Source organism: Porcipelethomonas sp., from assembly GCF_051893655.1.
GTDB lineage: Bacteria > Bacillota > Clostridia > Oscillospirales > Ruminococcaceae > Porcipelethomonas.
This window is the reverse complement of the sequence record NZ_JBJFHN010000036.1, coordinates 1-18,163: the sequence shown is the minus strand read 5'-3', so window position 1 is coordinate 18,163 and position 18,163 is coordinate 1. Positions and strand designations below refer to the sequence as shown.

At 39.5% G+C, this 18,163-nt stretch carries 17 protein-coding genes; 15 read left to right on the top strand and 2 right to left on the bottom strand.

What is annotated here, in order from left to right; genetic code table 11:
* Window positions 1-216 precede the first annotated feature (216 nt).
* Window positions 217-345 (top strand): hypothetical protein, encoded by a 129-nt coding sequence (locus ACI4WO_RS02005; RefSeq protein WP_439805887.1) that lies wholly within the window; start codon window positions 217-219, stop codon window positions 343-345.
* Window positions 346-385: 40 nt separating this feature from the next.
* Here ACI4WO_RS02005 and ACI4WO_RS02000 read toward each other — a convergent pair whose 3' ends face one another.
* Together ACI4WO_RS02000 and ACI4WO_RS01995 are read right to left on the bottom strand one after the other, a co-directional pair.
* Window positions 386-1,972, bottom strand: a complete 1,587-nt coding sequence (locus ACI4WO_RS02000) for a DUF1653 domain-containing protein (RefSeq protein WP_439805886.1) — start codon at window positions 1,970-1,972, stop codon at window positions 386-388.
* A 1-nt stretch (window position 1,973) separates the two neighbouring features.
* Window positions 1,974-2,576: a hydrolase gene (locus ACI4WO_RS01995; RefSeq protein WP_439805885.1), complete on the bottom strand. Its 603-nt coding sequence runs from the start codon at window positions 2,574-2,576 to the stop codon at window positions 1,974-1,976.
* A gap of 182 nt (window positions 2,577-2,758) precedes the next feature.
* Between ACI4WO_RS01995 and ACI4WO_RS01990 the strand changes: the two genes are divergently transcribed.
* From ACI4WO_RS01990 to ACI4WO_RS01925, 14 genes are all read left to right on the top strand, one after another.
* Window positions 2,759-4,804: a leucine-rich repeat protein gene (locus tag ACI4WO_RS01990; protein ID WP_439805884.1), complete on the top strand. Its 2,046-nt coding sequence runs from the start codon at window positions 2,759-2,761 to the stop codon at window positions 4,802-4,804.
* Between the two features lie 170 nt (window positions 4,805-4,974).
* Window positions 4,975-5,931, top strand: a complete 957-nt coding sequence (locus ACI4WO_RS01985) for an ROK family protein (RefSeq protein WP_439805883.1) — start codon at window positions 4,975-4,977, stop codon at window positions 5,929-5,931.
* A gap of 153 nt (window positions 5,932-6,084) precedes the next feature.
* Complete coding sequence (locus ACI4WO_RS01980) at window positions 6,085-7,221, top strand: cysteine desulfurase family protein (RefSeq protein WP_439805882.1); 1,137 nt, start codon at window positions 6,085-6,087, stop codon at window positions 7,219-7,221.
* A gap of 86 nt (window positions 7,222-7,307) precedes the next feature.
* A complete protein-coding gene (locus ACI4WO_RS01975) occupies window positions 7,308-7,625 on the top strand; it encodes a DUF6442 family protein (RefSeq protein ID WP_439805881.1) in 318 nt (105 codons plus the stop codon).
* A 15-nt stretch (window positions 7,626-7,640) separates the two neighbouring features.
* Entirely contained in the window at window positions 7,641-7,847 is a 207-nt protein-coding gene (locus ACI4WO_RS01970; protein WP_439805880.1) for a helix-turn-helix transcriptional regulator, read from the top strand.
* 16 nt (window positions 7,848-7,863) lie between these two features.
* Window positions 7,864-9,042 carry a tRNA uracil 4-sulfurtransferase ThiI gene (gene thiI / locus ACI4WO_RS01965; protein WP_439805879.1) on the top strand — a complete coding sequence of 393 codons (1,179 nt, stop codon included), beginning with the start codon at window positions 7,864-7,866 and terminating at the stop codon, window positions 9,040-9,042.
* 46 nt (window positions 9,043-9,088) lie between these two features.
* The gene (gene srtB, locus ACI4WO_RS01960) at window positions 9,089-10,690 is read left to right on the top strand and encodes a class B sortase (protein WP_439805878.1); all 1,602 of its coding nucleotides are present in this window, start codon (window positions 9,089-9,091) and stop codon (window positions 10,688-10,690) included.
* 25 nt (window positions 10,691-10,715) lie between these two features.
* Complete coding sequence (locus ACI4WO_RS01955) at window positions 10,716-11,618, top strand: class B sortase (RefSeq protein WP_439805877.1); 903 nt, start codon at window positions 10,716-10,718, stop codon at window positions 11,616-11,618.
* A 22-nt stretch (window positions 11,619-11,640) separates the two neighbouring features.
* Complete coding sequence (locus ACI4WO_RS01950; RefSeq protein ID WP_439805876.1) at window positions 11,641-12,846, top strand: SpoIID/LytB domain-containing protein; 1,206 nt, start codon at window positions 11,641-11,643, stop codon at window positions 12,844-12,846.
* Window positions 12,847-12,920: 74 nt separating this feature from the next.
* On the top strand, window positions 12,921-14,219 hold the full coding sequence (locus ACI4WO_RS01945; RefSeq protein WP_439805875.1) for a thymidine phosphorylase: 1,299 nt from the start codon (window positions 12,921-12,923) through the stop codon (window positions 14,217-14,219).
* Between the two features lie 79 nt (window positions 14,220-14,298).
* Window positions 14,299-14,688: a hypothetical protein gene (locus ACI4WO_RS01940; RefSeq protein WP_439805874.1), complete on the top strand. Its 390-nt coding sequence runs from the start codon at window positions 14,299-14,301 to the stop codon at window positions 14,686-14,688.
* Between the two features lie 18 nt (window positions 14,689-14,706).
* The gene (locus tag ACI4WO_RS01935; protein WP_439805873.1) at window positions 14,707-15,165 is read left to right on the top strand and encodes a hypothetical protein; all 459 of its coding nucleotides are present in this window, start codon (window positions 14,707-14,709) and stop codon (window positions 15,163-15,165) included.
* Window positions 15,166-15,291: 126 nt separating this feature from the next.
* Window positions 15,292-15,600 (top strand): metal-sensing transcriptional repressor, encoded by a 309-nt coding sequence (locus ACI4WO_RS01930; protein WP_439805872.1) that lies wholly within the window; start codon window positions 15,292-15,294, stop codon window positions 15,598-15,600.
* A gap of 18 nt (window positions 15,601-15,618) precedes the next feature.
* Window positions 15,619-18,153 (top strand): heavy metal translocating P-type ATPase, encoded by a 2,535-nt coding sequence (locus tag ACI4WO_RS01925; RefSeq protein WP_439805871.1) that lies wholly within the window; start codon window positions 15,619-15,621, stop codon window positions 18,151-18,153.
* The last annotated feature ends 10 nt before the right edge of the window (window positions 18,154-18,163 follow it).

The window sequence follows — 18,163 nt, the reverse complement described above, 5'->3', positions numbered from 1 at the left end:
CTGAAAATTCTGATTTATAATGGATAAATATGGAAAATAAAAAAGGCTGAATGTTTTCTGAATTTATGTCAATAATATTTATGCGGTAAATGCCGCTTTAAATATAACGGGCATTAAATAACCCGGATTCGGAAATGCATTCTGCTTTTTTCATTCCTCCGCACGGGAAGTATAAAGCGGCATTTTCTGAATGTCGTGCGGAGAATGGAGATTATCATGAGCAATCAGAACAATCAGAACAACCAGAACAACCAGCAGAATCGTCAGCAGCAGAATCAGCAGAACAACCAGCAGAATCGTCAGCAGCAGAATCAGCAGAATAACCAGCAGAACAACAATAACTAATAAAAAAGCGGTACTTTCTGTACCGCTTTTTACATATATTTTATTTTATAAGAGTATATCTTGGCTGACCGTCAACTGTTCCTACGAATATTGATTTTGGTCTTGCCCAGAGTTCGCCGTCTGAAACTGATTTATAAATTATAAGCTCTTCACGGGTTTCACTGTGCTTTGCTACGGAGACAATTTCGTATTCTCCGCCCTTGTAGTGGCGATATTTTCCGCCGATTACGATTTCAGTTTCAACAGGTGTTTCATCCTTTTCAGGTTCCGGCTCTTCATTTACAATCGCATCATCAACGATAATCATTGATGAGAACGGCGGCATTTTAATATATGCATTTCCGTTTTCAACATTTACCGGACTTCCGCTGATTACATCAACCAGTGCAGGTTTGTCAGTATTGAAGCTCAGGTCAAAATCTCTGTCCTCAAGATTGAGAGCTACATAAACCTGCTGACCGTTTAATTCCTTCAAAAACATCATCTGCTGATTTCTTATAAGAATAGTATGATACTTTCCGGTTCTCAGTGCCGGATATGCCTTGTATATTCTGCCGAGCTTTACAATGTGAGCATAAAGCTTTGTGTTTTCGGAGGACATATTGCCCAGATTCAGGCATGGTCTTAAATTATCATCAGAATTGTTCTCTTTAACACCCTTTACACCATATTCGCCTCCGTAATAAATTGACGGAATACCCGGCATAGTATAAAGAAGTGTGTATACATTATAAATGTGTTCCGGATTTGTAAGAGTGCTGGCAATACGGTTTACGTCGTGATTATCTACAAAGTTGTAAAGATTGATTCCCGGATATATAGCATTGCTTCCGGACTGACGGTTAATGGAATAATCTATTTCAAAATAATTCTTTGTGTTATGTGAAGAATAGATTCCCTTATAGCACTCGTAGTTTGTAACACTGTCGAGCATTTCCGGATTTGCCCATCTCTTATAGTCTCCGAAAATAATTTCGCCCATAAGCCAGAAATCCGGATTTTTACTCTTGCAGAAAGAGCGCACACGCTTGAAGAAATCGAATTCAATACAGTCCGCAGCGTCAAATCTGATACCATCTATTTCGAATTCATTCATCCAGAAGTCAATTACATCTATAAGGTAGTCGCACACTTCCGGATTTCTTAAGTTCAGCTTGACCAGATTATAGTGACCGTTCCAGCCTTCATACCAGAAATTATCACCGCACGGACTTTGTCCGCCGAAATTCAGGTTATGGAACCATCCGCAGTATGGAGAATTCTGACCATTTTGCTGAATATCCTTGAACTTGTCAAATCCTCTTCCAACATGATTGAAAACGCCGTCCAGAATAATTCTTATTCCGTTTTCATGAAGCTGTCGGCAGATTTCCTTAAAAGAATTATTGTCGCCCAGACGTCTGTCAACGGTTTTGTAGTCAATTGTATCATAGCCGTGTTCAACAGATTCAAATACAGGACCGAGATAAACTGCGTCCACATTCATTTCCTTAAGATGCGGAATCCAGTCAATCAGCTTGTTAAGGCGGTACTGAACCTCTCCGCCTTCGTTGTATTTAGGGGCACCGCAGAATCCCAGAGGATAGATGTGATAAACTATTGCGTTATCATACCAAAAATTGCTCATTTTAATCACCTTTCGTTTTTATTGATTCCAGATAATATGTAGCTTCCATATCAGCAGTACTTAAAGCGAATGCAAGAGGAAACATTTCAAAAGCTTTTCCTATACTGTTTTTATCCTCAACACCGGAAAAACCCATATGATATCTGATAGCAAAGGCTTCTTCACGAGTAAGCCGCATAAAGCCTGATACTATGTAAACTGATTTTTCGCCGTGACCGTAAGGCAGGCGGTCGTCTATTGTATAATAGGGAACTTTTTCCCATACGCCCTGAGCGTTTTTGGCATTTCTGTAGTCAACTGAATAAAAATTCATTTTGCATACGTCATGCAGCAAGGAAACCAAAGCGACGGTTTCGTCTGAATAATTCATACCGTAAACTTCTTTGCAGTGCTGTCTTGAAAGATAATCTTTAAGGCACTCGTAAACGTTTACGCTGTGTTCTACAAGTCCGCCGGCATATGCACCGTGATAGCGTGTACTGCAAGGGGCAGTAAAAAAATCACTCTGTTCGGACATGAGATAATTTAACAGCTTGTCCGAACCGGGTCTTGTAATATTTTCCTTATAAATTTGTATAAATTCTTCCCTTTTATTTTCGCTCATCTGACAACTCCTAAAAATCATTTATTATATTTTAACATATTCCGTATTATATTTCAACCGTTTTTAGGTAAAATTATTCAAAGAGAATTTGTGAATTGTGTAAAAATAATGTGTGCTCGTTGACAAATTTTTCATGGGAGTGTAAAATAATATTATTAAATGTTTTAGAGGAGGCTGATTTGATGAAAATCGCTATGAAAATGTTAAGCGTAGCTGCGGCATTTTTACTATCAGTAAGTTCTTTTACAGCAGTAAAACCTTTAAGTGCCAGTGCTGAAATATATGGCGAAAAAATGCAGTATGGAGATTACCTTTACTACAAGCAGGTTGACGAGGACGAAGACGGAACATATGATTATGTTAAAATTTCAGATTGTGATACATCTGCTGTCACGGTGGAAATTCCGGCAGAAATTGAAGGCTTGCCAGTAACGAGTATAGGAAGTTGGGCATTTTACTGTTGTATAAGCCTTGAAAGTATAACAATTCCAGACAGTGTTACGAGTATAGGAGATTATGCATTTTATGAATGTACAAGCCTTTCAAGCATAACAATTCCAAACAGTGTTACGAGTATAAGAGATTATGCATTTTATGAATGTACACGCCTTTCAAGCATAACAATCCCTGACGGAGTGACTAGTATAGGAAGGCATGCATTTTACGGTACACCATGGCTTGAAGCAAAGCAGACAGAAAACCCATTGGTAATTGTCAACAACATACTTATTGATGGAATAACATGCAGCGGAGATGTTGTGATCCCCGACAGCGTGACTAGTATAGGAAGGCATGCATTTTCCTGGTGTGAAAGCCTTGAAAGCATAACGATTCCTGACAGTGTTACGAGTATAGGAGATTGGGCATTTTCTGACTGTACAAGCCTTAAAAGCATAACAATTCCCGACAGTGTGACGAGTATAGGAAACGGTGTATTTTATAACTGTACAAGCCTTGAAAGCATAACAATCCCTGACAGTGTTACGAGTATAGGTGATGATGCATTTTTTGGCTGTACAAACCTTGCAGACATAACAATTCCTGACAGTGTGACGAGTATAGGAAGTAGTGCATTTTACGGTACACCATGGCTTGAAGCAAAGCAGACAGAAAACCCATTGGTAATTGTCAACAACATACTTATTGACGGTACAACATGCAGCGGTGATGTCATAATCCCTGACAGCGTGACGAGTATAGGAAGTTGTGCATTTGCAGACTGTACAAGTCTTGAAAGCATAACGATTCCTGACAGCGTTACGTGGATAGGATATAGGGCATTTTTTGACTGTACAAGCCTTGAAAGCATAACAATTGGCAACGGTGTGACGAGTATAGGCAGCCAGGCATTTTGCAGTTGTACAAGCCTTAAAAGCATAACAATTCCCGACAGTGTTACGAGTATAGGAAGTGCGGCATTTTACTGTTGTACAAGCCTTTCAAGCATAACAATTCCTGACAGCATGACAAGTATAGGAAATTATGCATTTGAATACTGTACAAGCCTTGAAAGCATAACAATCCCTGACAGCGTGACGAGTATAGGAAGTAGTGCATTTGAAGAATGTACAGGCCTTGAAAGCATAACAATCGGAAACAGCGTGACGAGTATAGGAGTTTATGCATTTGCCAGCTGTAAAAGCCTTGAAAGCATAACAATAGAAAATCCGGAATGTGAAATTGATGACAGTGAAGATACAATCTGTAATGGATATGATGAGAATTATGGTTGTTATTTCAACGGTACAATCTATGGCTATGAAAATTCAACTGCACAGGAGTATGCTGAAAAATATGAAAGAGAATTTGTTTCTTTAGGTGAAAAACCTGTGGAAACTACCCCGGCAGTCACAACAGCTGTGACAACTACGGAAACAACAGTGACAACTGTAACTGCGGAAGAAACCAAAGCAGAAACAACAGCAACAGATGATATTTCTACTGATGTTACAACAGAAGAAACAAAAATTTCTGATACTACAGCAACAACGGTAACTACAGCGGTTACTACGGCAACAACTACAACTGATACTGAACCTGTACATGTTCAGGGTGATGCGAACGGTGACAATAAATTAAACGTCAGAGATGCCGCATTCATTTCCCAGAAACTGGCTCAGGGAAAAGGCAGCGAATTGCCTATGACAGCAGACTATAACAATGACGGAGTTGTTAACGTCAGAGATGCTGCGGCAATTGCAAGAATGCTTGCCAATTCACATAAATAAAAATTACTTATTCAGGGCGGTTTTTATAAATCGCCCTGTTTTTTTGATAATTAATTAAAAAAGTGTTGACTTGCAGGGAGATTTAGTTTATTATAATAAGTATATGGCTGCCGTGAACATGATATCGGCTGAAAAAATAAAATATAATTAACGCAAGGAGAAATAGTAGGATGAAGTATTATATCGGCATTGATCTGGGCGGAACAAATATCGTAGCAGGAGTTGTTGACGAGAAATATAATATTATTTCAAAGGCAAGTACAAAAACAAATCTTCCCAGACCGGAAAAGGAAATCGCCGCAGATATGGCAAAGGTTGCGGCAGAGGCTGTAAAAGAAGCCGGACTGAAAATGGATGACATTGAATGGGTAGGTATCGGAACTCCGGGAATTGCAAACAGTGAAAAAGGGATTATTGAATATTCATGCAATCTGGGATTTGACAATACACCTATGGTTGACTATATAAAGGAATATATTGACAAGCCGGTATTTATTGAAAATGACGCAAATGCCGCAGCTTATGGAGAATATGTTGCAGGTGCTGCAAAGGGTGCGAAAAATGCAGTGTGCATTACTTTAGGCACAGGCGTCGGCGGCGGAATTGTCATCGACGGCAAAATATATTCCGGTTCAAACTTTGCCGGAGCAGAAATTGGTCATATGGTTATTGAGGTGGACGGTCCTCAGTGTACATGCGGAAGAAAGGGCTGTTTTGAAGTATTCTCATCTGCAACTGGTCTTATCAGAATGACTAAGGAAGCAATGGAAAAGGATAAGAACAGCGTAATGCATAAAATTACTGCTGAGAGAAAAGGCAAAGTTACTGCAAGAACATCATTTGATGCTATGAGAATGGGCGATAAGTCGGCTAAGGAAGTCGTTGACAAGTATATAAAATATCTGGCAGCAGGAATTACAAACACTATTAATATTTTCCAGCCTGATATTCTTTGCATCGGCGGCGGAGTATGCAATGAGGGTGATCCGCTTCTGCTTCCTGTAAAGGCACTGGTTAAGGATGAAGTTTATACTAAGAACTCTCCGAAAAATACAGAGGTCGTTATTGCAAAGCTTGGAAATGATGCCGGTATTATTGGTGCGGCATTCCTGGGAAATGCTAAATAAGTTTTGTTTTTGACAAGGGGATGCCCTGTATTGCAGGGCGTCCCCCTTAATTTGCCTAAAAAGTCTTTTTGGATTGAGCTTTAAAATTTTATTGGTTTATTTCAGGAAATGTGTTATAATATAAGGTGATATTTTATAAAAAGGTGAATGAAAATGGAAATATATCTTGATAATGCGGCTACAACAAAACCTTGCCGGGAGGCAGTAAGTGCTGTTATGGAATGTATGGAGGAAAATTACGGAAACCCGTCGTCTCTTCATAAAAAAGGACTTGAAGCACAGCTTACTGTTGACGGTGTCAGAAAGATAATAGCAAAATCAATTGCGGCTGATCCTTCGTGTATTTATTTTACTTCCGGTGCTACGGAAAGCAATAATATTGCGGTTATCGGTGCGGCTGAAATATATGGAAAAAGAAAACCCAGAATAGTAACTACATCAATAGAACATGCTTCAGTAAAAAAGGCTATGGAATACCTTGAGGGGAAAGGCTTTGAAATTGTAAGGATTTCTCCTGACCGCAGCGGAAATATTACTCATGAGGCTATTGTGAATGCAGTTGATGAAAAAACCTGTCTTGTAAGTATTATGATGGTAAATAATGAAACAGGTTATATTCTTCCGGTAAGACGTGCATTTTATGGTATTAAAAAGAAGTATCCGGAATGTATTACCCATTGTGACGCTGTTCAGGGATTTATGAAAATTCCTTTTAAGGCAGCTGAACTTAATGCTGATATGATTTCTATGAGCGGACATAAAATACATGCCGGAAAAGGTGTGGGTGCTCTTTATTTGAAAAAGGGTGTAAGGACTGAAAGCAGAATCTTTGGCGGCGGACAGGAAAAGGGTGTTCGCTCCGGTACTGAAAATGTTCCTATGATTGCCGGTATGGGGGCAGCTGTAAAAAAATTCAGCCGGGATATTAATGAAAGATATTCTGAAATGAAAAGGATAAATAATATGCTCCGCCAGCGTTTTGGGGAAACAGACGGAATTGTTATAAATTCAGGAGAAGAGTGCAGTCCGTATATTCTTAATATTTCAGTACCGGGAATACGTTCGGAAATAATGCTTCATTATCTGGAGGAGTATGGAATATATGTGTCAAGCGGTTCGGCATGTTCAAAGGGGGCTAAAAGCGGAGTGCTTTCAGAGTTCGGACTTAATGACAGACTTTCTGATTCGGCACTCAGAATAAGCCTTTGCGGGGAAAATACTGTTTCAGAGCTGAGAACTCTGGCAGAAACTATAGAATACGCTAAAGGACGGCTTATAAAATCCAAATAAATCTGTCAAGTATACTTGACATCAGACTGTATATATGGTATTATTGTTTATGATGTAAAATGAGTTTTGCGCTTTGGAAAGATGCGGTGAAAAAAGACGTGGATAAGGAAGAGATTCTTAAAAGAGGACGTGAGGACGGTCCGGACGAAAGAGAGCAGAAAATTATATGTGACGCTTATAATTTTGCTGGCACAGTAGGATGTGCTATATGCCTTTTATTTATATTTATCAGCCTGATACGTGACAGAAATCCTTTTCCTTACTGTTTAATAGCAATGGTTTACTGTACAGCTGAGTACTTATATAAATATGTAAAATTGCGGAAAAAACATGACCTGATTTTCGGGATAATTGCCGCAGTAGCCGCAGTCTGTTGGGCATTGCTGTCAATTCTAAAGTTTTGATGGGGCGTTAAATTAATGGAATCGTTAAAATTACAGAACAGTCTTAAATTGGTCAGGGCTGAAAAGAAAATCTCTCAGGGAGAACTTGCAGAAATGGTGGGGGTTTCAAGGCAGACCATAAGTTCAATTGAAAATAATCAGTTTTGTCCAAGCGCAAAGCTTGCGTTATTAATATGTGTGGCTCTTGAAAAACATTTTGAAGAGCTTTTTTATTTTGAATAAAGGTGAGGAACAAAGAATGCAGGAAATAATACTGGCAAAATACGGGGAAATGGCTCTTAAGGGAATGAATAAAAAATCCTTTGAGGACGTTCTGGTGAAAAATATAAAAAGACGGATAAAATCTCTTGGAAGATTTGATATTACAAGAGCACAGTCTACAATTTATATTACTCCGGAAGATGAATATATTGATACAAATGAGGTTATGGAAAGACTTAAAAAGGTTTTCGGTATAGCCTCTCTTTGCAGAGCCGGAGTATGTGAAAAGAATTTTGAGGATATAAAGGAAAAAACTGTTGAATATCTGGATGAGATTTTAAGCTATGCAAAAACATTTAAGGTTAATGCAAAAAGAGCAGATAAAAGCTTTCCTATGAAATCTCCTGAGATATGCTGTGAAATGGGCGGCGTTCTGCTGGATAGATATCCTCATCTGATGGTGGATGTTAATAATCCGGAAGTGACTGTAACTGTTGAGATCCGTGATACTAACGCATATATTCATGCTGAGAATATAAAGGGTGCGGGAGGTCTTCCTGTAGGTACAAGCGGACATGCTATGCTTTTATTGTCGGGAGGAATTGACAGTCCGGTAGCAGGATATATGATGGCAAAAAGAGGTGTGCATATTTCTGCAATCCACTATGTAAGTCCGCCGTATACTTCTGACAGAGCAAGGCTCAAAGTTGAACAGCTTTGTGAAAAGCTTACCGGATACTGCGGAAATATTGCATTTTTCTGCGTTCCTTTTACTGAAATACAGGAGGCTATTAAAAATAACTGTCCGGAAGAGCTTTTTACAATTATCATGAGAAGACTTATGATGAAAATTGCTCTGAGAATATGCGAAAAGGAGAAATGTCTGGCACTCATTACCGGAGAAAGCGTCGGTCAGGTCGCAAGCCAGACTATGAGTGCTATAGCATGTACTGATGCAGTGTGCAGTATACCGGTATTCCGTCCGCTTATAGGAATGGATAAAACTGAAATTATTGAAACTGCAAGAAAGATAGATACGTTTGAAACGTCAATTCAGCCTTATGAGGATTGCTGTACGGTATTTACTCCTCGTCACCCAAAGGTAAGCCCGCTTCTGGCAGACGTTGAGGCAGCAGAAAACAACTTCGATTTTTCGCCTCTTATAGAAAAGGCTGTAAATAATACTGAACTTAAAATATTCCATTTTGAAGACTGAAAAATTACAATTTAATAAATTAAACGAATAAAAATTTGGTGAAAATATGAAAAAATCAGATGAGAATTTTGGTGAAATAGGACAAAACTCCAAAGTGACTGCTGAAAATCTTGACAAATTGGTTACAGATGTAGTAAAATTGTTATTGCATAAAGGGGTAACTATAGCTACTGCCGAAAGCTGTACCGGAGGTCTTCTTTCAGAACTTATTACATCTGTTCCGGGAGCTTCAAAAATTTTTGAAATAGGAGTATGCACCTATTCAAATAAAATAAAACATGAGTATCTGGGTGTTCCGAAATCTATGTTTAAACAGTACGGGGCAGTCAGCAAGCAGGTGGCTTATGCCATGGTGTCCGGACTTCAGAAACAGTCCGGAGCAGATATCTGCGTTTCTGTAACAGGAACAGCTGGTCCCGGAGGCGGAACTCCGGAAAAACCGGTGGGTACTGTTTACGTGGGAATAAGCTGTGGCAAGAAAAAAATTGTAAAGCTTTTAAGACTCTGGGAACTGGAAGATAAAAGCCGTGATAATATAAGAATGAATGCGGCATATCAGATTTTTGAGTTTCTGCATCAGATGCTGGTAGTCATGCCGGATAAGCTTCCTGATGAGGAGGATGAGCCTGAATTTACGGAAAAACGATATATGGAAGTTGTGAGAAGCCTTGTTCCCTGCCGGGGAGACGGTATTTCACAGGTTATCAGAAAAATTGTTTTTCTTGTTTCCGTTATTGTATTTACAGTTTGTCTGTTTATGGTTGTTGACTATTACTGGGGCAACTATAAAAACAAGCAGCTGGGGGATGACCTGCAAAAAATTTACAGCGAGGCTGAAAGCCCGGTGGCTGAAACAATTCCTGACAGTACCGCTGCACAGGAAGTATGGACTCTTAAAGAAGGCGCAAAACAGCTCCTTGACAGAAACAGTGATGTTGTAGGCTATATAAATATTCCTGATACTGTAATAAGCTATCCTGTTGTTCAGAGGAAAAAAGAAGACGGGAACGATTATTATATGGACAAGAATATTGATCTTGAACCTGAAAAGGCAGGTACAATTTTTCTTGACTGGAGAAATTATTTCGATTATATTGTTGACGGTGTAAAAGTTCTGGATAATTCAGCAAATCTTGTGATATATGGTCATGATATGAAGGACAGATCGATGTTCGGCAGTCTTCAGGACTATATGGATGTTGACGGCTTTTACAGTGAACATCCGATTATTGAACTCAGTTCAAACTATAAGACTTATCAGTATAAAATTTTTGCGTATTTTATTGTGGACGCAGAGGATGAAACTGAAACTAAGTTTGACTGCTGGAATACACTGAATTTTGAAAATGAAGAGGATTTTTACGAGTTTGTAAACAACGCCAGAAAGCGTGCGCTTACTTTAAATGATGTTGATGTAAGATATGGAGATCAGCTGCTGACTCTTCAGACATGCAACGGTATGTTCAGTACCGCAAGACTTTTTGTTATGGCAAGACTTGTCAGAGAAGGCGAAGATCTTTATGCGGGTACTGATAATGTCAGAGCTAATGACAATATTTTGTGGCCGTCAATATATTATGAGTGGAATGAAAATAATTATGATCCGGATGCAGAATTTCAGGGATATCCCCTGACACCGGATCCATGAGTAAAAAGAACATAGGAGAGAGACAATGGGTAACAAAAGAAAAGCTATGATTGGCTGCGGTATTGCTGCAGCACTGCTGGCATCTGCCGGATTTATGTTCGGCTGCGAAAAAGAATCAGACAGTTCACAGACTGCAGATGTTCTGGAACCAACTACTGAGGCTCCGACTGAACCGGAATGGCCGGATATAGAAAATTTCTCGGACGAGCCTGATGGTATGACCGGACTGGCAAAATCTCTGAGATCTTTTAATGATGATGTTGTGGGATATATAAGAATCAGTAATACTATGGTTGATTATCCTGTTACACAGTATGACGGAGAGGATCTTGACGAAAAGGGAAATGCTTATTATCTTGATACTGATATATACGGCAATTACCTTGAATCAGGAACAATATTCATGGATTATCGTGACAAGTTCGGAAACGATGAGAGCAAGCAGTCGGAAAATCTTGTGCTTTATGGACACAATATGCTAAGCGGTGCTAAATTTGCCAATCTGCATTATTACAGACAGGATGAATCATTCTATAAGGAAAATCCTATAATTGAGTTCAGCTCAAATTATAAAGATTATAAATATGTTATTTTCGGATACTTCGTTACAAGCGGAAGTTATGGCGAAAGCGCATATGGCGAGGAATTTGCTTACTGGGATCAGCAGGATTTAAGTGATGAAAAGGATTTCAATAAGTATGTTGAAACTGTTCATGACAGATCTATGATTTCGCCTGATATTGATGTTAAATACGGAGATCAGCTTCTGACACTGTCAACCTGCTATATGGACGAGGATAATTCACGCTTTTTAGTCATCGCAAGACGTCTTCGTGACGATGAAACGGTTGAGGAGTTTATGAAGCTGGCTCAGACAGAAGCTGAAGATAATGAAGATACTGAAGAATCTGAAGAAGAGGATTCTTAAATAAAAATACTGGAGAAATGTAATGTATTTACGAAAAAATAAAAAAGGCATAGCGGTACTGTCAGCTCTGATAATGGGTTCTGTTCTGCTGGGAAGCGTTACGAAACCGTATGGTGTTAATGCAGCTGACAATCAGCCGGATGAAACTTCTGTGCCGGAAGCTACGGAATACATACCGTTTTCTATACATGGCAAAACAGAAGACAGCAAAGAAGAAACTGTTGTTATGTGGAAAGCTCAGCTTTCTGAATATGAAAACAATCTTTCGGTTGTAGATTATGAAACAGTTGAAGTTGAAGAGGAAGAAGAAACCGAAGAGGAAATAATAGCAAGAGGCGTTATTAATAATGATACTGCAAATTACATAGAAGCTGATGTTAATGCGGCGTCTGATCCGGTCTGGGTTTCTGATTCTGTTATTGATCCTGAATCTGTTCCTGAAATACAGGAAGCTGAACAGCCTGACGTACAGCCGGGTAATTTCTGCTTCGCTACTTATGGATATGGTCACGGAGTAGGATTAAGCCAGAACGGTGCAAATCATTATGCTTCATATGCAGGATGGGATTATCAGCAGATATTGCAGCATTATTATCCGGGTACATATATTGTCAATTCCGGTACAGCGGAAAAGGAAACAATTTCAGCCGGAGGCGTCAGCGGTTCGGCACTGGATATAGTTTCAATGGTAGTTAACACTGAAATCGGCTCGGGAATGAGTACGGAGGCTATAAAGGCACAGGCTGTGGCAATTTATACTTATATAAAATATTATGGCGGCAGTGTGGATGATCTGTATACTACAGAAAATCCGCCTCAGAATGTGGTAGATGCAGTAAAATCCGTTCTGGGTGAGGCTGTATGCTATGACGGCGGATATGCTCTTACAATGTTCTGTGCATCAAGCGGCGGCAGTACGGCTTCATGCTATGACATATTCTATGAGGATATTCCATATCTTAGAAGCGTGTCCAGCGAATATGACAGTCAGTGCGATCCTCATTACGGTTCAACGGAAGTTATCAGTGCGGAAGATGTTAAATCAGCACTTGAATCAAATCTAGGCATTACATTGTCGGATGATCCGTCAAACTGGATTTCCATTATTGAGGGTGACGGCGGATATGCGGCGTATGTTGAGATTGACGGTCAGGTGACTATAAAGGGAAATGATTTCAGATATTATCTGGGACTTAAGTCACCTAAATTTACATGTACATACTATTAATAATATGCGGCATTACTGTTTAAATCCGGTAATGCCGCAAATACTATATGACGGCAGTTGAGGAGGGGAAAATATTGAACGTCTGCGATATTATTTTTAAAACAAAACGCCATGAAAAACTTAAAGAAGAGGAGATAAAATGGCTGATTGACGGATATGTGGAGGGAAGTATTCCGGATTATCAGATCTCTGCATGGCTTATGGCTGTATGTTTCAGCTCGCTTACAGAGGAAGAAACAGTAATTCTTACTAAAGTTATGAGAGATTCAGGAGATGTACTTGATTTAGGGGGAATTAACGGAGTAACTGTTGATAAGCACAGTACCGGCGGAATCGGGGATAAGACAAGTCTTATTATTGCACCTGTCTGTGCGGCATGCGGCATATATGTTCCGAAAATGTCCGGCAGGGGATTAGGCTTTACCGGAGGTACTATTGATAAGCTTGAAAGTATTCCGGGATTTCAGGTAAATATTGATTTTGACAGATACATTGATATTATAAATAAAAACGGTGCGGCGATAATTGCCCAGAGCGGACAGCTTGTACCAGCAGACAAAAAGCTTTATGCATTAAGAGATGTAACGGCAACAGTGGACAGTATCCCGCTTATATGTTCAAGTATTATGAGCAAAAAGCTTGCAACGGGTGCTGACTGCATACTTCTTGATGTAAAAACAGGAAGCGGTGCGTTTATGAAAAATACTGATGACGCCCGAAAGCTTGCAGAGCTTATGGTTAAAACCGGAGAAAGTGCCGGTAAAAAATGCCGTGCAATGATAACGGATATGAATGAGCCGCTGGGAAATGCTGTGGGTAATTCACTTGAGGTGATTGAAGCATGTGAAATCCTGTCCGGGAAGGAAAAGGGCAGACTGTATGAGCTTTGCATGGAACTTGCAGCAAATATGCTGGAGCTTGGCGGCAAGGGAAATATTGAGGAGTGCCGGAAACTTGCAGTAAATGCAATTGACAGCGGATGTGCTATGGAAAGATTCCAGAAAATGATTGAAGCACAGGAAGGTGATCCTGAGGTTACAGAAAATTATTCGCTGTTTGATAAACCTTTGTATAAATATGAAATAAAGGCAGATAAAAGCGGTTATATTTCAGATATTAACAGTGAAGCAGTGGGAATGGCGGCTCTTATGACTGGTGCGGGAAGACAAAACAAGGGCGGAAAGATTGATAGTTCAGCCGGCATAATACTAAACAGCCACAGGGGAGATTATATCCATAACGGAGATGTTATTATGACCTTGTATTCTTCTTCTGTTTCCGATTTCAGTGAAGCGGCTGAGAAAGCTTCGGATTCTGTTGAGATTTCCGGAAATATGCCGGAAGTTCAGCCGGCAGTGATGGAAATTATATAGGACAATATATTTTTTTGTAATTGCTATTGACTTATATCCGTTAAAAGTATAAAATATATAAAGAGGAACTAAAACTGATATGAATAAGACAAAATTAGGTATTCCCACAGGTGTGATGGGTGCGGTTATTTATTTTGCTGCACTTTTCGGCGGATATATACCGCTTTTTATCTGTGCCGGATATGTTCTTATAAAAGAAGAAAATAACTGGCTTAGAAAAAACGCTTTCAGAGCAGTATTTCTTATGCTTCTGTTTTCTGGAATGGATATGCTTGTAAGCTCTGTTAATGAGATATTAAGTATTTTCGGAAATATTTTTGATACTTATATTGAAATTCCGATTAATTTTGACGATATTCTTTTAAGCGTTATTACTTTGACCAAAACAGCAGTGTTTGTGATTTTTGGAGTAATGGCATTAAGCCGGAAGCATGTATCAGCTGATAAAGCTGTAGATAATAAAAAATAATTCAAGGAGGAAACTATAATGAGTTTTTTTGATAAGGCAAAAGGTGTTGTAAACGATGCAGTTGCTGCAGTAAGCGATGCTGCAAATGATGTTACTAAAAGTGCAAAGGAAATGAATGAAAAGTCCAAGCTTAACAGGGCTATTAAAAACGAGGAAGCTAAAATCAGTAATCTGTACGCTGTTATGGGAAAGAAGCTTTATGAATCAAATACAGTGGCTCCGGCAGGATTTGAAGATCAGTTTAACGGAATTAATGCTGCAAAAAATGAGATTGCAAAACTTCAGGAAGAGCTTTCTGCAATTGATGCTTCATCAAAATGTCCTAAGTGCGGCAATAAGGTAAGTCCGAATCAGAAATTCTGTCAGGGATGCGGATGTAATCTGGAGGAATTTCAGAAATCACAGCCGGTGGTTGTTGATGCAGTTCCTGTTGAACCACAGCAGACAACAGGTGTAAATACTGATAATCAGCAGTGATATTTAAAGGCAGTCCTTTTCAGGGCTGCTTTTTTTGTCTGAAAATTCAGAATACCTGTTGACAAATACCCATAAGGGGTATATAATAAAAATACCCACAGGGGTATTTGATTCGGGAGGTAGTATATGGAAGAAAAAGACTGCTGTGAATGCTGTCATAAGACAAAGGAACGTTCGGAAAAAGAATATAAGGATCTGATGAATCGCCTTAAGCGTATTGAAGGACAGATAAGAGGAATTCAGGGAATGCTTGAAAAGGATGCTTACTGTACGGATATTCTTATGCAGGTTTCCGCTGTAAATGCCGCACTCAACAGCTTTAATAAAGTGTTGCTGGGAAATCATATAAGAACCTGCGTAGCTGAAAATATAAGACAGGGAAATGATGAAATTATTGACGAACTGGTTATACTATTACAAAAGCTGATGAAATAATTTGAAAAGGTGATTTATATGGAACAATATACAGTAACGGGCATGAGCTGTGCGGCATGCAGTACAAGAGTTGAAAAGGCAGTTTCAAAAGTTCCCGGAGTTACGGGCTGTTCTGTAAGTCTGCTTACAAATTCTATGGGAGTTGAAGGAACAGCTTCACCGGAAAAAATTATAGAAGCTGTTGAAAAAGCAGGATACAAAGCGTCAAGGAAAGACAATTTCCGTACTGAGAGCAAAAAATCTGCGGAATATGAAGATATGCTCAAAGACAGGGAAACGCCTGTTATGAAAAAAAGATTTGCAGCATCATTGTGCCTTTTGATACCGCTTATGTATATTTCTATGGGGCATATGATGTGGAACTGGCCGCTCCCTTCGGTACTTAGCGATAATCATATAGCTATGGGACTTATACAGCTTCTGCTGACAGCTTTTATTATGGTCATAAATCAGAAGTTTTTTATAAGCGGATTTAAAAGCCTGATTCACGGAGCGCCTAATATGGATACTCTTGTTGCACTGGGTTCAGGTGCGTCTTTTGTTTATAGTGTTTATGCCCTGTTTGCAATGACAGACGCACAGTTAAAGGGTGACAGCCACAAAGTTATGGAGTATATGCATGAATTTTATTTTGAGTCTGCTGCTATGATACTTACGCTTATTACCCTTGGAAAAATGCTGGAATCATATTCAAAGGGCAAAACCACCAACGCTCTTAAGGGACTTATGAAGCTGTCTCCGAAAACTGCTAATATTATACGTGACGGACAGGAAATTGAAGTTGGAATTGAACAGGTAAAAACAGGGGATATATTTGTGGTAAGACCTGGCGAAAGCATTCCTGTGGACGGAGTTGTAACAGAAGGAAACAGTGCTGTAAATGAATCTGCTCTGACTGGAGAAAGTATTCCTGTGGACAAAACTGTGGGGGATACTGTTTCAGCTGCTGCAATTAATCAGTCGGGGTATCTGAAGTGCGAAGCTGCAAGAGTCGGGGAAGATACTACACTTTCCCAGATCATTAAAATGGTAAGTGACGCTGCGGCAACAAAAGCACCGATTGCTAAAATTGCAGATAAGGTATCGGGAGTTTTTGTTCCGGTTGTTATAATTATCGCACTTATTACAATTGCAGTATGGCTTCTTGCCGGACAATCAGTGGGATTTGCTCTTGCAAGAGGAATTTCTGTCCTTGTAATAAGCTGTCCCTGTGCGCTGGGACTGGCAACTCCGGTTGCTATTATGGTCGGAAACGGTGCAGGTGCAAAACATGGTATTATGTTTAAAACAGCCTCATCTCTGGAACAGATGGGTAAGACTAAGATAATTGCACTTGATAAAACAGGTACGATTACAGCCGGAAAGCCTGAAGTTACAGATATATCTGCATCTGAAAATATTTCAGAAGAAGAACTGATAAGTTTTGCCGCTTCGTTGGAACAAAACAGTGAGCATCCTCTTGCAAAGGCTGTTCTTGATATGGCACATGAAAAGAATATCAGGTTATACAGTGCGTCGGATTTTAAAGTGTTACCGGGAAATGGTCTGACTGGAACAGTCAACGGTGACGAGCTTGCCGGAGGAAATATGAAATTTATAAGTGAACAGGCAGAAATTCCTGAAGAAATATCTGACAAGGCTAAACAGCTTTCTGAAGAAGGCAAAACACCTTTGTTCTTTGCAAAAAACGGCATACTTATGGGACTTATTGCCGTTGCCGATGTTATTAAACCGGAAAGCAGTCAGGCGGTGAGTGAGCTTAAAAACATGGGACTGCATGTTGTGATGCTGACAGGGGATAATCAGCGGACTGCTCAGGCAATCGGCAAACAGGTGGGAGCAGATGAGATTATTGCCGGAGTGCTTCCGGACGGCAAGGAAAGTGTAATAAAATCACTTAAAAAAAGAGGGAAGACAGCAATGGTAGGGGACGGAATAAACGATGCACCTGCTCTTACAATAGCAGATACGGGTATTGCAATAGGTGCGGGAACTGATATTGCCATTGATTCGGCAGATGTTGTTATTATGAAAAGCAGGCTTACAGATGTTCCGGCAGCCATACGCTTAAGCCGTGCAGCACTTAAAAATATCCACGAAAATCTCTTCTGGGCATTTATTTATAATGTGATAGGTATTCCATTGGCAGCAGGACTTATGTATCCTGTTTTTGGCTGGAAACTAAGCCCTATGTTTGGTGCGGCGGCTATGAGTCTTTCCAGCTTTTGCGTTGTAACAAATGCACTGAGACTTAATTTCTTTCCGTTATATAATTCTTCCAAAGACAGAAAATCCGGAAGATTAAAAAATAAAAAATTAAATATTATTATGGAGGAAAAACAAATGGAAAAAACATTGGTTATTGAAGGCATGATGTGCGGGCATTGTGAGGCTACAGTTAAAAAGTGTCTGGAAGCACTGCCGGAGATTGATGAAGCTGTTGTAAGCCATGAAAAGGGGACAGCAATTTTAAAACTTAACAGTCCTGTTGATGATAATCTGCTTAAGAAGACAGTTGAGGACAAGGATTATAAAGTTATTTCAATAAATTAAAAATCAAAAA